Here is a 14,569-nt window from a genome sequence, read left to right on the forward strand (position 1 = left end):
CCGGTCCGGCGAACGCGGTCAGCCCAGCAGGGACTTCAGGAAGGTCCGGGTGCGGACGGCGTCGTCGCCCCGGGAGAAGTCACCGGCGACGAAGTCGGTGACCCCTGCCGAGGCGAGGTCCTCGATCTGCTCGCGGACGGTGTCCTCGTCGCCGACGATGGCGAGGTCGGCCGGCCCGGCCGCGCCCTCACGGTCCATCATCGCGCGGTAGGACGGCAGCCGCCCGTAGACCTCGAAGATCTTGGCGGCGGCGGCCCGGGCGGCGTCGGGGTCGCCCGTCACGCAGACGGGCAGGACGCAGATCACGCGCGGCGCGGGCCGGCCCGCGGCCTCGGCGGCCGCGGTGATCGTCGGGACGATGTGCTCGCGGATGGTCCTGGGCCCGGTCATCCAGAGCACGGTGCCGTCCGCCTGCGCGCCGGCGAGTTCGAGCATCTTCGGGCCCAGTGCGGCCAGCACCACGGGGACCCGTTCCGGGTTGGGGACGGACAGCGTGATCTCGGCGCGCATGGTCTCGCCCGTGAAGGATGCGGGCCGCCCGTCGAGCAGCGGCAGCAGGATCGACAGGAACTCCCGCACGTGCCGGAGCGGCCGGTCGAAGTCGTAGCCGTACAAGCCCTCCATGCTGATCTTGTGCGAAGGTCCGACGCCCAGGGTGAGCCGGCCGTCGAGGGCCAGGGCCGCGGTGCGGGCCTGCTGCGCGAGGGCGGCCGGATGGCGCGGGTAGGTCGGTACGACCGCGGTGCCGAGCTCGATGCCCGGCACCTGATGGCCCGCGACGGCCAGTGCGGTCAGCGCGTCGAGCCCGAAGATGTTGCTCTTCCACGCCGAGGCGAAGCCGTCGTCGGCCGCGCGCGCGATCTCGTCCCGTAGCGCCCTGATGGCGCCGGGGCCGGAGGGTTCGCTGAGTGATAGTCCGATACGCATGCGGTGACTCTAACCTGAACCGGATTCGGTCAGCCTCGCTCGCAGCACGGCCGTGCCGTCGCCGCGCAGTTCGGCCAGTCCCGCCGGGCGTCCGCAGATGGACAGCAGCAACGCCTCGGCCGGGCCGCGCACCAGGGCGCCCTCGCCGTGCGACCAGTCCAGGTCCGTGGCGTCGAAGGCCAGCCCGTGCAGCCTGCCACTGGTCACGAACCCCCTGGCCCTGGTCTCGGTCAGGAAGCGCAGAGACAGGGTGATGCGCTCTTCACTGAACTCGCGGTCGATGCCGAGCGGCCGGCGGATGTCCTGCCCGTGCACGAGCAGGTCGGTCAGCGGCGCCTCGGGGCCCATGCCGGGCAGCTTGAACCGGTGCTCGGCGTTGCGGCGCAGGGAGCCGGCGAGTTCGGTGAGCGGCCGGGCGGAGTGCCTGGCGGTGAGCCGGCGATTGGCCCGGTCGAAGTCGCCGCGAGCGGTGAGCAGTGCGAGCGCGAGAGCGGGCGGACCGGTCTCGAGCGGCATGACCAGGTGGGCGGCCACGTCCTGCACGGACCATCCGGTGCACAGGCTGGGCTTGCGCGCCTGTTCGGGGGTCAGCTCGTCGAGTACGTCGGCCAGTGCGCGGCGCTCGTTCGCGATTATCTCGTAGACCCGCATTGTGCGACCGTACCGCTGCGAGCGGTCACAGCTCTGTACCGAATTCAACGGCTCGTCCCGTGGTGGGGGAACGGCTCGTCCCGTGGTGGGTGACGTGCGAGCCGAGCACGGCCTGCTGTCGGATGCGAACGAGCCGGGGGATCGAGGGTGATGGCCAGGCGTGAGATTTGCGGGTTATTGGTCCATGCCAGGCGATATGTAGGCTCCTGGTAGCCTGCTCCCTGCGCGTCGTGAAGCGAAGTGCCGGTGCGAGTCCGGCCGCTGTCCCGCAACTGCCATGCTCCGTTCGGAGACGAGCCAGGTCGCCTTCATGTGCGCCGACGATATCCGCCCTCGTGGGAAGGGCGTCCGTCCTGACGGGTCTCGCGCTTCCCTGCGACCATGGAGGTCCTGTTGAGACCCGTACGCGCCGTGTGTGCGCTTCTGGTGTTGTGCGTCATGACGCTGTCCGGTTGCGGCCGGTCCGACACCTCCGACACCGCGGCCGGTCCCGCCGCCCGCGCGACGCCCGTCGTCATCGACGCGGGCAACGGAAAGATCACTATCCCGGCCACCCCCAAGCGGATCGTGGCGCTGTCGCCGACCGCGACCGAGATCCTGTTCGCCATCGGCGCGGGCCCGCAGGTCGTGGCGGTCGACGACCAGTCCAACCACCCGGCGAACGCCCCGAAGAGCAAGCTGTCGGGCTTCAAGCCCAACGCCGAGGCGGTCATCGGCCACAAGCCCGACCTGGTCGTGCTGGCGAGCGACATCGGCGGCATCGTCAAGGACCTGGAGAAGGTCGGGATCCCGGTGCTGCTGGAACCGTCGGCCGTGAAGATCGAGGACACCTACGACCAGATCGCCGACCTCGGCCGGGCCACCGGCCATGCCGGTGCGGCCACCACGCTCGCGCAGGGCATGCGGCAGCAGATCGAGGCGACCGTCAAGGCCGCGCCGCAGGCCGGCGGCCTCACCTACTACCACGAGCTCGGCGAGTCTCTGCACTCCGCGACCTCGAAGACCTTCATCGGTCAGGTCTACGCCCTGTTCGGCCTTCGGAACATCGCCGACCGGGCCGACGAGCGGGGCGACGGCTATCCGCAGCTGTCCCCGGAGTACCTGCTCAAAGCCGATCCGGATCTCATCTTCCTGGCCGACACCAAGTGCTGCGGCCAGTCCGCGGACACGGTGGCCGGGCGGACCGGCTGGGACGGCCTGGCGGCCGTGAAGAACGAGAACGTCGTGCCGCTCGACGACGACGTCGCCTCCCGCTGGGGCCCGCGGCTGGTCGACCTCGTGAAGGCCGTCGGCGCCGCCGTGCAGAAGGCGGCGGCGCGGCAGTGAACGCGGGCACGTGACACCGGATGGGCCCGTGACTTCGGGCGGGCGCATGACACCGGGCGGGCCGCCGGCCGACGGCGTACGGCCGGCCCGGCTCCGGCCGGCTCCGCTCGCCCTGGCCCTCGCCCTCCTCGTGGCCGTCGCCGCAGCGGGGGTGCTGACCGGAGCGGTCGGGCTCTCCCCGGCCGGCGTCGCGCGGGAACTGCTCGGCCAGATGCCGTTCATGCGCCTCGAGCCGGGGCTCACGCCGCTCGAACACGAAATCCTGTTCCAGCTCCGGCTGCCCCGGGTACTGATGGGCGCGGCCGTCGGGGGGCTGCTCGCCATCGCCGGAGCCGGCTATCAGGGCGTCTTCCGCAACCCCCTCGCCGACCCCTACCTGCTGGGAGCGGCCGCGGGCGCCGGGCTGGGCGCCACCCTGGTGATCGTGTTCGTTCCGGTCGGGACGTCGTACGGCATTCCGCTCGCGGCGTTCGCGGGCGCCGTCGGCGGCGTGTTCCTCGCGTACGTGCTGGGCAGCACCACCGGCCGGGGCGGCGGCGCCGGCACCCTCGTGCTCGCGGGCGTGGCGGTCGCCTCCTTCCTGTCCGCGGTTCAGTCCTTCGTCCAGCAGGCGAAGGTCGAGGAACTGCAACGGATCTTCGCGTGGATCATGGGCGGCCTGGCCGGAGCCGACTGGGCCACCCTCGGCATGATCGCACCGTACGGCGCGGTCTCGACGGCGATCCTGCTGATGCACGGGCGGCTGCTGGACGTTCTCAGCGTCGGTGACGAGGAGGCCACGTCACTGGGCCTGTCGGCGACTCGGGTGCGCCTGATCGTGCTCGCGGCCGCCTCGATGGCGACCGCGTCCGCGGTGGCCGTGAGCGGGCTGGTCGGGTTCGTCGGCATCGTCGTGCCCCACCTGGTGCGCCGCCTGGCCGGTGGCTCCTACCGGATCGTGCTGCCGCTGTCGTTCATCGTCGGCGCGGCCTTCCTCATGCTCGCCGACCTGGTGGCCCGTACGATCGTCGCCCCCGCGGAGCTGCCGCTCGGCGTGGTCACCGCCTTCGTAGGGGCGCCCTTCTTCATCGGCGTGCTGCGCGCCACCCGCAGGGTGGAGATGTGATCTCGGTACGTTCCCTCGACGTTGCCCTGGCCGGCCGGACGGTGCTGTCCGAGGTCGGGCTCGAGGCCCCGGCGGGGTCATGGCTCGCGGTGATCGGTCCCAACGGCGCGGGCAAGTCGACGCTGCTGCGCGCGATCGTCGGGCTGCTGCCGTACGGCGGCGACGTCATCGTCGACGGTCAGCCGGTACGGTCACTGCGGCCGCGGCAACGGGCCCGCCTGGTCGCCTACGCCCCGCAGAGCCCGGTGCTGCCCGCCGACATGACCGTGTTCGACTACACGCTGCTCGGCCGGGCGCCGTACATCCCCCACCTGGGCCGGGAGAGCAGGCACGACCGCGCGGTCGCGGGCGAGGTGCTGGAGCGGCTCGACCTCGATGACCTGGCCGGCCGGCCGATGGGGCAGTTGTCCGGCGGTGAGCGGCAGCGTGTCGTGCTCGCCCGCGCGCTCGCCCAGCGCACGCGGGTGCTCCTGCTGGACGAACCGACCACCGCGCTGGACCTCGGCCACCAGCAGCAGGTCATGGAGCTCGTGGACCGGCTGCGGCTGGCCGACGACCTCACCGTGGTGACGACCCTGCACGACCTGTCACTGGCCGGGCAGTACGCCGACAGCCTCGTGCTGCTCGCGGGCGGCCGGGTCGTGGCGGCCGGCCCGCCCGGCGAGGTGCTGACCGAAGAGGCCGTCGAGGCCCACTTCGGCGCCCGCGTGAGCGTCGCGCCGGGCCCGGACGGACGCCCGGCGATGACGCTGGTGCGGCCGTGAACGTCGACGTGGTGTGGCGGCGTGAGGACGGCGTACGCCTGCCCGCGTCGGTGTGGCGGGCCGGCGACGGCTGGCGGATGATCTCTTCGGCGATGGTCGGCGGCGGCATCGGCCCGGCCGAGTGGGTGCTCAATGCGCAGGTCGCCGGTGGTTACGCGCGGCTCGACCCGATAACGCACCTCGCCGAACTGGCATCGGAGTTCGGGCTCGCCGGGCCCGGTGTCGGCATGCTCACCGCCGCGGCGGTGGACCGGTTGGTGATCCGTGCCGATGAAGGGGTCGAGGCGGTCGCCACGGTGGGTCTCCGGGTGCCGACCTGGGCCGCGGCGCCGCCCGATGGCGTCGACCTCGAGTTCGCCCCCATCCGGGACGAGGCCGCGGCCGGCACCGACGGTCCGCGGCCGGGCACGATCAACATCGTGGTGTCCGTGCCCGCGTCCCTCGGTGACGCCGCGCTCGTCAACGCGGTCGCCACGGTGACCGAGGCCAAGACGCAGGCGCTCCTCGACGCGGGCTACCACTGCAGCGGGACCGCCACCGACGCCGTCTGTGTGGCCGTGCGAACCGACGGGCCTGCGGATCCGTTCGGCGGCCCCCGCTCGCGGTGGGGCGCCAGGATCGCGCGGGCCGTCCACGCGGCGGTCCGCGAAGGCGCCGTCGACTACACCGCACAACTGCGGCGGCTCGCGGGCGGGTGAGCGCGCGCGGCCGGCCGGTTCGCCCGCTGCCGCCCGTCGGCTCAGCCGGCGGTCTCCTCGGCGAGCGCGGCGGCGAAGGCGTCGACGTCGGCCTCGGTGGTGTCGAAGGCGGTCATCAGCCGCGCCTCCCCGGTCCGCTCGTCCCAGGTGTAGAAACTGAACCGCTTGCGGACCCGGTCGGCGACGTCCGGCGGGATGACGGCGAAGACCGCGTTGGCCTGTACGGGGCGGACCACCGAGATCCCCGGCAGGTCGGCGATCGCGGTGGCGAGGCGCTGCGCCATCGCGTTCGAGTGCCGGGCGTTGCGCAGCCACAGGTCGCCCTCGAGGAGCGCGAGGAACTGGGCCGACACGAACCGCATCTTCGAGGCCAGTTGCGTGGCGGCCTTGCGGAGATACGTCACGCCACGTACGGCGTCCGGATTCAGCACCACGATCGCCTCGCCGAGCAGCAGCCCGTTCTTCGTGCCCCCGAACGACACCACGTCGACACCGGCGTCCGTGGTGAACGCGCGCAGCGGGAGGTCGAGCGAGGCGGCGGCGTTGGCGAGGCGGGCCCCGTCGACGTGGACGAGCATGCCGAGGTCATGGGCGTGCGCGCAGATCGCCGCGATCTCCTCGGCGGTGTAGACGGTACCGAGCTCGGTGCTCTGGGTGAGCGACACCGCCTGCGGCTGGGCGTGGCGCTCGTCGGCCATGCCCCGCACCCGGGCGGTGATCAGCTCCGGCGTCAGCTTGGCGTGGACCGCGTCGACCGGGAGCAGCTTCAGCCCGGCGACCTTCTCGGGGGCGCCGCACTCGTCGAGGTTGAGGTGCGCGTCCTCGGTGCAGACGACGGCTCCCCACCGGTCGCACATCGCCTGCAGCCCGACCACGTTGGCGCCGGTGCCGTTGAACACCGGGTAGACCTCGGTGCGCTCGCCGAAGTGGTCGCGGAACACCTCCCTCAGCCGGGCGGTGTAGACGTCGTCCCCGTACGCCGCCTGGTGGCCCTCGTTGGCGGCCCCCAGCGCCGCGAGCACCTCGGGATGGACACCGGCGTGGTTGTCGCTGGCGAATCCGCGTACGTCGGGGTTGTGGCGGGTGGTCCCGCCGGTCACTCGGTCAGCCACAGGCGCTTTCCGTTCAGTTCGTCTGCGGGCCGGTCCCACAGGCCCGCGATGGTGCTCGCCAGGTCGTCGACGTGCGTGTGACCCGGCCAGTCCGCTTTCCGCTCCAGCATGGCATCGGTCAGCAGCGCCTTGACGACCAGGATCGTCGCCGCCGCGGGCGTGTGCCGGAAGGAGTCGGCGAGCGCCAGCGTCCACGCCTCGGCGGCGGCCTTGGCGGCGGCGTAGGCGGCGTTGCCCTGGGTCGGCGCGCCCGCCGCGGGCTGCGACACGATGACGGCCCGGCCGTGCGGCGCCTCGCGCAGGGCCTCGTGGAAGGCCAGCGTCGTGTGCTGGAGCGTACGGACGAGCAGGTCGTGCAGCAGCGCCCAGTCGGCCAGGTCGGTGTCGCCGAAGGTCTCCCCGCCGCGCCAGCCGCCGACCAGATGCACCAGCCCGTCGACCCGCCCGTGGGTCTTCATCACCTCGGCCGCCCACGCGCGGGTGGCGCCCTCGTCCAGCAGATCGACCACGGCGGAGGCGATGCGCCCCGTGTCCGAGCCCGCGTCGTCCCAGGTCTGCGGCCGCACGTCGGCCGCCACGACCCGCGCGCCCGCCGAGGCGAGCCGCCGTACGACCGCCCGTCCCGCAGGGCCGCCCGCTCCGGCGACCACGATCACAGCGTCATCCATGCCCACCGTGATATCAGGTTCCGCCACGAGCGACGCACTCGGTGCCCCTCCGGGCCGCCGGCGGGGCGGAGCGGTCAGAACACCGAGATGTGCACGTGGTCGTAGTGGTTCGCGGTGATTCCGCCGCGGTTCTCCATGGCCCGCCAGCCGGGGTTGCGCATGTCGTAGATCCGCTGCCGCCAGATGACGTACTTGAGCCCGAGCCGTGACGCGTTGCTGATGACGTGCTGCGCGACGCTGTCGCCGTGCGCCGTGGCGCTCGCGCTCGGCATGCTGCCGCCGGTGCTCTCCATGAAGTCGCACGCCCGGCCGGACCCGTGGTCCTGGGGGTCGCCCGCCCGGTAGCAGCCGATGGCGGGGAACGCGCCGAACTTGCCGTCGACCTCCAGCAGCACGGTGCGCATGCGCGCGGTCATGGTGTTGCCGATGATGGTCGACTTCGCGCCCGAGGCCGCACCGTCGGGGCGCCCGCCGCCGGACGGCGCGGCCGCCTGCCTCGTCGGCGTCTCCGGCTTGTACTTGGCCAGCAGCTTCTTGACGCGGGTGCGCTGCCCCTCCAGCTCGTCGACCTCCTTGCGGACCTTGTCGATCCGGGTCTGCGCGGCCTTGCGGCTCTGCTCGGCGCCGGCCGCCAGGGTCGTGAGGGCGCGCACCTGCTGGGCGTTGTCGCGCGCGAGATACTCCACCATGTCCGCGCCGGCGGAGCCGCCCGCCTGTGGTGCGCTGAGCAGCGCGGCGGCGGAGTCGAAACCGCCTCTCATGTACGACGAGGCCGCCAGCCTGCGGATCTCTTCGCGTGCCTTCTCCAAGGCCTCGCCGGTCCGCTCGGCCTCATCGGTGGCGCGCTGGGCGGACTTCTTCGCGTCGCCGAGGGTCTCCAGGTCGCCGCGGTACTCCTTCTCGAGGGCGTCGGCGCGCTTCTTGAGGTCCTTGAACGTCTTCGCCGGGTCAGGGGCGGCCGACGGCAGCGGCGCGGCCGCGATCGGAGGCTGCGCCAGACCCGGTGAGACGGGCGGCAGCAGCAGGGCCGCCGCCGCGACGGCGAGGGCCGCGGCGCCTCGGCGGCTCCAGGTGAGTGCTCGGCGGGGGGCGTGGGGGGTGACCACGTACGCTCCTTGTTTGTTTTCACTTGGCCGGTCAGCAGGAGAGGTACTTGGACGTGCCTCACATTAGGGGCAAATCACCACAAGGGTTGACCGAAGTACCAAATACCTTCGGACCCTCCCGGCGTCCCTTCCGCTGGACGGAAGCCCGTGCCCGCCTCGGCCGGTGGCTCTGCCACGGTGGTCCCATGGACAGGCTGCACTCATGAACAAGGTCGTCGGGTCCGCGGCGGAGGCGGTGGCGGACGTCACGGACGGCGCCTCGATGGCGGTGGGCGGCTTCGGCCTCTGCGGGGTTCCGACCGTGCTGATCGAGGCTCTGTACGAGCGGGGCACCACGCGGCTCTCCGTGGTCTCCAACAACTGCGGCGTGGCGGGCCGGGGCCTCGGGCGGCTGCTCGCCGCCGGCCGGATCGCCCGTGCGACCGGCTCGTACATCGGGGAGAACAAGGAGCTCGCCCGGCAGTACCTCGCGGGCGACATCGAGGTCGAGCTGACGCCTCAGGGCACGCTGGCCGAGCGGCTGCGGGCCGGGGGATGCGGCATCCCGGCCTTCTACACCCCCGCCGGGGTGGGCACCCAGGTCGCCTCGGGCGGGCTGCCGTGGCGTTACGCGCCGGACGGCGGCGTCGCCGTCGCCTCGCCCGCCAAGGAGGTGCGCGAGTTCGACGGCCGCTCCTACGTCATGGAGCACGGGATCACCACGGACTTCGCCCTGGTGCGCGCCGCGCGCGGCGACCGCTTCGGCAACCTGGTGTTCGACAAGGCGGCCCGCAACTTCAACCCGCTGTGCGCGATGGCCGGCCGGGTCACGATCGCCGAGGTCGAGGAGCTGACCGAGCTCGACCCGGGCGAGGTGCACATTCCGGGCGTCTTCGTCCAGCGGGTGGTGGTGCTCACTCCTGAGCAGGCCGCGGACAAGTACATCGAGAAGAGGACAGTGCGCTCCTGAACCGGGCATGGGACGGGCGAGGGCCGGTGCCGTTCGGCACAGACCGGAGCGGGTGAGCGAGTGAGAAGGACGGGCGACCGATGAGCTGGACGAGGGACGAGATCGCCGCCAGGGCCGCGGCCGAACTGCCCGACGGCGCGTACGTGAACCTCGGGATCGGGCTGCCCACGCTGATCCCTGGACACATCCCGCCGAACGTGCACGTCGTGGTGCACTCCGAGAACGGCGTGCTCGGCGTCGGCCCGTACCCCACCGAGGACGAGCTCGACCCCGACCTGGTCAACGCCGGCAAGGAGACCGTCACCGTGCTCCCGGGGGCGGCCTTCTTCGACTCCGCGCTGTCGTTCGGCATGATCCGCGGCGGCCACATCGACGTCGCCGTCCTGGGCGCCATGCAGGTCTCGGCCCGCGGGGATCTGGCGAACTGGGCGGTGCCCGGCAAGATGATCAAGGGGATGGGCGGCGCGATGGACCTCGTGCACGGCGCCCGCAGGGTCATCGTGGTGATGGAGCACACCGCCAGGGACGGCAGCCCCAAGATCGTCACAGAGTGCACCTTGCCGCTGACCGGTGCCGCGTGCGTACAGCGGATCATCACAGACCTCGCCGTCCTCGATGTGACGCCCGACGGGCTGGTCCTCGTCGAGACCGCACCCGGCGTGACCGAGGCCGACGTGCGCGACCGTACGGAGGCCCCGTTCCGTACGGAGGCCCAGTTCTTTACGGAGGCCCCGTTCCGTACGGAGGCCGGGTCCCGTACGGAGGCCCGCGTTCACACCGGCCGGGCGGCGGCAGCAGAATGACCCTTGACCAGGGAGATCTCATGGCAACCGACCCGCACCCGCCCTATCTCAGCCCGGGCTACAAGAGCACGGCACTGCGCGCCCCGGCCCGGCCGCTGCCGATGCCGAAGCTCGGTCCCGACGCGATCGAACTGACCGGGCCGGTCTTCGGTCACCAGGAGCTCGGGGCGCTCGACCACGATCTCACCCGGCAGCACGCCGGCGAGCCGATGGGCGAGCGCATCATCGTGACCGGACGGGTACTGGACTCACGCGGGCGCCCGGTGCGAGGCGCGCTGGTGGAGGTCTGGCAGACCAACGCGGCCGGCCGCTACGTCCACCTCGTCGACCAGCATCCGGCGCCGCTCGACCCGAACTTCACCGGCGCGGGTCGCTGCCTCACCGACGGCGAGGGACGCTACCGGTTCGTGACGATCAAGCCGGGTGCCTACCCGTGGCGCAACCACCACAACGCGTGGCGGCCGGCCCACATCCACTTCTCGGTGTTCGGCACCGCGTTCACCCAGCGGCTCGTCACCCAGATGTACTTTCCCGGCGACCCGCTGTTCGCCCATGACCCGATCTTCCAGTCGATCCCGGACGAGCGTGCGCGGGAACGGCTCGTCGCGCGGTTCGACCTGGACACCACGGTCCCCGAATGGGCGCTCGGCTACCAGTGGGACATCGTCCTCGACGCCACGCCGATGGAGGCATGATGGAGACCGGCCACGAGACCCTTCCCGTCACGCCCTCGCAGACGGTCGGCCCGTTCTTCGGCTACGCGCTTCCCTATGACGACGGCCCGCGAGTGGCGCCGCAGTGGCACCCGGACGCCATCACCCTGCGGGGCACCGTGCTCGACGGGGCGGGCGATCCGCTGCCGGACGCGATCCTGGAGATCTGGCAGGCGGACGCCGACGGCACCGTACCGAGTGGCGAGGGCGGGCTGCTCCGGGCCGGTCACGGCTTCTCCGGTTTCGGCCGGTGCCCCACCGACTCGGCCGGGCGCTACTGGTTCTCCACGGTCAAGCCGGGACCGGTCGGCGGCGCCGCGCCGTACATCGCGGTGCTCGTCTTCGCCAGGGGACTGCTCAAGCCGGTGGCGACCCGTCTCTACTTCCCCGAGGAGACCGAGGCCAACGCGGCCGACCCGGTGCTGTCGGCGGTCGACGCCGAGCGGCGCGGCACGCTCGTCGCGCAGCGTGAGAACGACGGCGGCTACCGCTTCGACATCCGTCTCCAGGGTGACGGGGAGACGGTGTTCTTTGCCTCCTGAGTCGCCGCCTGAGCCCACCGACCCTGACGACCGCTCGGACCGGGGGCTGCTGGAACCGGCGCGCGCCGGGACGGAGGCCGAGGCGACGACCTCCGACCGCGCCTGGCTGCGCGCCCTGCTGGACGCCGAGGCGGGTCTGACCCGCGCCCAGGCCCGCCTCGGTCTCGTTCCCCCGGAGGCGGCCGACGCCGTGTCCGGGCTCGCCCGTTCGGCGGAGATCGATCCTGGTGAGCTGGCCGTGCGCGCCCGGGCCGCCGGCAATCCGGTCGTGCCGCTCGTCGCCGAGCTGAGGAGCAGGGCGGTGCCGGAGCTGTCCCGGCACTTCCACCAGGGTGCCACCAGCCAGGACATCATGGACACCGGCGCGATGCTGGTCGCCGCCCGCACCCGGGAGGTGATCCTCGCCGGGCTGGGACGGGTGGTGAACGCCCTCGCCGAACTGGCGGCGCGGCACCGTGAGACCCCCATGGCCGGACGCACCCTCGGGCAGCAGGCCGTGCCCACCACGTTCGGGCTCAGGGCCGCGGGGTGGCTCGTCGGGTGCGTACACGCGCGGGACCGGCTGGCCGGCCTGCGCCTGCCGGTGCAACTGGGCGGGGCCGCCGGCACGATGGCCGCCTTCGGCGAGCGCGCGGTCGAGCTCCTGCCGGTGTACGCCGAGGAACTGGGCCTGGCCGAGCCGGTGCTGCCCTGGCACACGCTGCGCTTTCCCGTCGCCGAGCTCGGTTCCGCCCTGGCCATCGTCACCGGGGCCCTCGGCAAGATCGCGACCGACGTGGTCGTGCTCGCCCAGACCGAGGTGGGCGAGGTGGCCGAACCTCCCGGGCCCGGCCGGGGCGGTTCCTCCGCGATGCCGCACAAGCGCAACCCCGCGCTCGCGACGATGGTCCGGGCCACGGCGCTGCAGGTGCCCGCGTACGCCCAGATTCTGATGACCGCCCAGCCTGCCGCGCTCGAACGCCCGGCGGGGGAGTGGCACGCGGAATGGCAGCCGCTCCGAGAGTGCCTGCGGCTGACCGGCGGTGCCGCCGAGACCATGGCCGAACTCTTGGAGGGGATCGAGATCTTCCCGGAACGCATGCGCACCAACCTCGACCTGCTGCTCGGCGTCCTGGCCGAGCACGGCGAGCAGACCGGCCCGGGGTCGGCCTCCGCACTGGTCGACCGTGCCCTCGACCACGTCCGGGAGGTCTCGTCATGACCCTGAACCATCGGTTCGACGGGCCCGACGACGCGCCGGTGCTGGTGCTCGGCCCCTCGCTCGGCACGACGCTGGACCTGTGGGCCCCGCAGTTGCCGCTCCTCACCCGCACCTGGCGGGTGCTGCGCTACGACCTGCCCGGGCACGGCGGCTCGGCGGCCCCGCCCGTGAGCGGGCCGGACGGCGCCGGGCCCGGTGTGGAGGGGGGCGTGACGATGGAGGGGCTGGCCGCCGAGGTCGTCGCGCTGCTCGATCTCCACGGGCTGGACCGGGTCGCCTACTGCGGCCTCTCGATCGGCGGCGCCGTGGGCACCACCCTCGCCATCACCGCGCCGGAGCGGATCGGCAGCCTCGTGCTGTGCTGCACCTCCGCCCGCTTCGGCCCGGCGGAGAGCTGGCACGAGCGGGCGGCGCTGGTGCGCCGCGAGGGCACGGAGCCGCTCGTCGAGACCACCCGCGGCCGCTGGTTCACCCCGGACTTCACCGATTCGCGGCCGCAGCTGGCGATGCTGCGCGCCACCGACCGGGAGGGCTACGCCGCCTGCTGCGAGGCCATCGCCGACTTCGACGCGCGCGACCGGCTCGGCGAGGTCACCGCCCCGACCCTGATCATCGCCGGCGCCGGTGACCCGGCCACCCCCGTTGAGCACTCCAAGTTGCTGCTCGACGGCATCTCCGGAGCCGCCCTCTGCGTCGTCTCACCGGCGGCGCACCTGGCCAACGTCGAAAGCCCCGCGGTGGTCGGCGAGGCGATCGCCGAGCACCTGACCGCCACCTGGTCCCCGGCCGGAGGAGGAGCACGTGAGTCATGACGAGGGGATGCGGATCCGGCGCGAGGTCCTCGGCGACCCCCACGTCGATCGTGCCACCGCGCGCACCACGGAGTTCACCGCGGACTTCCAGGAGCTGATCACTCGCTACGCGTGGGGTGAGATCTGGGCCAGGCCGCTGCTGGACCGCCGGACCCGCAGCTGCGTCACCCTCACCGCCCTGGTCGCCGGCGGGCACCTCGAAGAGCTCGCCATGCACGTGCGCGCCGCCCTGCGCAACGGGCTGGATCCCGACGAGATCAAGGAAGTCCTGTTGCAGACCGCGATCTACTGCGGTGTCCCGGCCGCGAACTCCGCCTTCGCGGTCGCTCAGCGGGTGCTGATCGAGGAGGGACGGGTGGACGCACCGGGCGATGTCGGCACATGATGACGCGTGTGGCAGATGCAACGAAATCGACCCCTCCCAGCGTGACGGGCAAGGTCATGGCGATATTGGAGGCCTTCGCCCCCGGCGATCTCGGTCTCTCGCTGACCGAGGTCTGCCGCCGGGCCGGGCTCCCGCTGACGACCGGGCACCGCCTCGTCGGCGAGCTCGCCCGGGGCGGCTTCCTCGACCGGCAGGCCGACAACACCTACCGCGTCGGCATGCGGCTCTGGCGCATCGGGGCCCAGGCCTCCGCTGCGTCCACGCTGCGTGAGCTGGCCCTGCCGCACATGGAGGAGTTGTACGAGGGAACGCACGAGAACGTCCAGCTCGCCGTGCTCCGCGACGACAAGGCCCTGTACCTGGAACGGCTCCGCGGGCCGCGTTCGGTGCCGGTCGTCACCCGCGTCGCCGCCGAACTGCCACTGCACGCCACGGGCGTGGGCAAGGTCCTGCTGGCCTACGCGCCCGGCGGCCTGCGGGAGAAGGTCCTGGACGTCGGGCTCTCGGCCCACACCCCCAACACGATCACCGACCCGGCCCGGCTGCGCATGTGCCTGGCCGAGGTGCACCGGGACGGGTACGCCGTCACCCGCGAGGAGATGACGCTGGGATCGTGCTCGGTGGCCGCCCCGGTCCGGGCCGCCGATGAGCGTGTGGTGGCGGCGCTGTCGGTGGTGGCCCACAACCGCGGCGCCGATCTGCGCCGCCTGGTCCCCGCGGTCGTCACCGCCGCCCACGCCCTGTCCCGGGACGTCGCCGCGCACTGGGGCGACGACTGACGCACGGGACAGGACGGCCACCGTATCG

At 72.7% G+C, this 14,569-nt stretch carries 17 protein-coding genes; 12 read left to right on the plus strand and 5 right to left on the minus strand.

Annotated features, from left to right (window positions below):
• Positions 1-18 precede the first annotated feature (18 nt).
• Both HKK74_RS33375 and HKK74_RS33380 read right to left on the minus strand, forming a co-directional pair.
• Positions 19-927 carry an LLM class F420-dependent oxidoreductase gene (locus HKK74_RS33375; RefSeq protein WP_187247398.1) on the minus strand — a complete coding sequence of 303 codons (909 nt, stop codon included), beginning with the start codon at positions 925-927 and terminating at the stop codon, positions 19-21.
• Between the two features lie 9 nt (positions 928-936).
• Entirely contained in the window at positions 937-1,578 is a 642-nt protein-coding gene (locus HKK74_RS33380; RefSeq protein ID WP_187247399.1) for a maleylpyruvate isomerase family mycothiol-dependent enzyme, read from the minus strand.
• A 381-nt stretch (positions 1,579-1,959) separates the two neighbouring features.
• Between HKK74_RS33380 and HKK74_RS33385 the strand changes: the two genes are divergently transcribed.
• Genes HKK74_RS33385 through HKK74_RS33400 form a run of 4 tightly spaced genes read left to right on the plus strand, consistent with a single transcriptional unit; the run spans position 1,960 to position 5,471 of the window.
• Complete coding sequence (locus HKK74_RS33385) at positions 1,960-2,904, plus strand: ABC transporter substrate-binding protein (RefSeq protein WP_246492234.1); 945 nt, start codon at positions 1,960-1,962, stop codon at positions 2,902-2,904.
• 46 nt (positions 2,905-2,950) lie between these two features.
• Positions 2,951-4,009, plus strand: coding sequence for a FecCD family ABC transporter permease (locus HKK74_RS33390; RefSeq protein ID WP_187247437.1), 1,059 nt, complete (start codon positions 2,951-2,953; stop codon positions 4,007-4,009).
• Positions 4,006-4,773: an ABC transporter ATP-binding protein gene (locus tag HKK74_RS33395; protein WP_187247400.1), complete on the plus strand. Its 768-nt coding sequence runs from the start codon at positions 4,006-4,008 to the stop codon at positions 4,771-4,773. Before HKK74_RS33390 ends, HKK74_RS33395 begins: the two co-directional genes overlap by 4 nt.
• Positions 4,770-5,471, plus strand: a complete 702-nt coding sequence (locus HKK74_RS33400) for an adenosylcobinamide amidohydrolase (RefSeq protein WP_312882038.1) — start codon at positions 4,770-4,772, stop codon at positions 5,469-5,471. The genes HKK74_RS33395 and HKK74_RS33400 overlap by 4 nt, the downstream gene beginning before the upstream one ends.
• A gap of 41 nt (positions 5,472-5,512) precedes the next feature.
• Here HKK74_RS33400 and HKK74_RS33405 read toward each other — a convergent pair whose 3' ends face one another.
• The 3 genes from HKK74_RS33405 to HKK74_RS33415 all read right to left on the minus strand — a co-directional run bounded on the left by HKK74_RS33405 (position 5,513) and on the right by HKK74_RS33415 (position 8,357).
• Positions 5,513-6,583, minus strand: coding sequence for a threonine aldolase family protein (locus HKK74_RS33405; protein WP_312882039.1), 1,071 nt, complete (start codon positions 6,581-6,583; stop codon positions 5,513-5,515).
• The gene (locus HKK74_RS33410) at positions 6,568-7,251 is read right to left on the minus strand and encodes an SDR family NAD(P)-dependent oxidoreductase (RefSeq protein ID WP_187247401.1); all 684 of its coding nucleotides are present in this window, start codon (positions 7,249-7,251) and stop codon (positions 6,568-6,570) included. Before HKK74_RS33410 ends, HKK74_RS33405 begins: the two co-directional genes overlap by 16 nt.
• 74 nt (positions 7,252-7,325) lie before the next feature.
• Positions 7,326-8,357 carry a VldE C-terminal domain-containing protein gene (locus HKK74_RS33415; RefSeq protein ID WP_187247402.1) on the minus strand — a complete coding sequence of 344 codons (1,032 nt, stop codon included), beginning with the start codon at positions 8,355-8,357 and terminating at the stop codon, positions 7,326-7,328.
• 202 nt (positions 8,358-8,559) lie between these two features.
• Here HKK74_RS33415 and HKK74_RS33420 point away from each other — a divergent pair, with 202 nt between their 5' ends.
• The 8 genes from HKK74_RS33420 to HKK74_RS33450 all read left to right on the plus strand — a co-directional run bounded on the left by HKK74_RS33420 (position 8,560) and on the right by HKK74_RS33450 (position 14,541).
• Positions 8,560-9,306 carry a CoA transferase subunit A gene (locus HKK74_RS33420; protein ID WP_187247403.1) on the plus strand — a complete coding sequence of 249 codons (747 nt, stop codon included), beginning with the start codon at positions 8,560-8,562 and terminating at the stop codon, positions 9,304-9,306.
• An 80-nt stretch (positions 9,307-9,386) separates the two neighbouring features.
• Positions 9,387-10,109 carry a CoA transferase subunit B gene (locus HKK74_RS33425; RefSeq protein WP_187247404.1) on the plus strand — a complete coding sequence of 241 codons (723 nt, stop codon included), beginning with the start codon at positions 9,387-9,389 and terminating at the stop codon, positions 10,107-10,109.
• A 20-nt stretch (positions 10,110-10,129) separates the two neighbouring features.
• A complete protein-coding gene (pcaH, locus tag HKK74_RS33430; protein ID WP_187247405.1) occupies positions 10,130-10,804 on the plus strand; it encodes a protocatechuate 3,4-dioxygenase subunit beta in 675 nt (224 codons plus the stop codon).
• The gene (gene pcaG / locus HKK74_RS33435) at positions 10,801-11,364 is read left to right on the plus strand and encodes a protocatechuate 3,4-dioxygenase subunit alpha (RefSeq protein ID WP_187247406.1); all 564 of its coding nucleotides are present in this window, start codon (positions 10,801-10,803) and stop codon (positions 11,362-11,364) included. Before pcaH ends, pcaG begins: the two co-directional genes overlap by 4 nt.
• Entirely contained in the window at positions 11,354-12,565 is a 1,212-nt protein-coding gene (pcaB, locus tag HKK74_RS33440; RefSeq protein ID WP_187247407.1) for a 3-carboxy-cis,cis-muconate cycloisomerase, read from the plus strand. The genes pcaG and pcaB overlap by 11 nt, the downstream gene beginning before the upstream one ends.
• Positions 12,562-13,377, plus strand: coding sequence for a 3-oxoadipate enol-lactonase (gene pcaD, locus HKK74_RS33445; protein ID WP_246492235.1), 816 nt, complete (start codon positions 12,562-12,564; stop codon positions 13,375-13,377). Before pcaB ends, pcaD begins: the two co-directional genes overlap by 4 nt.
• Positions 13,367-13,762: a 4-carboxymuconolactone decarboxylase gene (pcaC, locus tag HKK74_RS40515; RefSeq protein ID WP_312882040.1), complete on the plus strand. Its 396-nt coding sequence runs from the start codon at positions 13,367-13,369 to the stop codon at positions 13,760-13,762. The genes pcaD and pcaC overlap by 11 nt, the downstream gene beginning before the upstream one ends.
• 8 nt (positions 13,763-13,770) lie before the next feature.
• The gene (locus HKK74_RS33450) at positions 13,771-14,541 is read left to right on the plus strand and encodes an IclR family transcriptional regulator (protein ID WP_312882041.1); all 771 of its coding nucleotides are present in this window, start codon (positions 13,771-13,773) and stop codon (positions 14,539-14,541) included.
• Positions 14,542-14,569: the final 28 nt, after the last annotated feature.

Source organism: Actinomadura alba (genome assembly GCF_014323705.1).
GTDB lineage: Bacteria > Actinomycetota > Actinomycetes > Streptosporangiales > Streptosporangiaceae > Actinomadura_C > Actinomadura_C alba.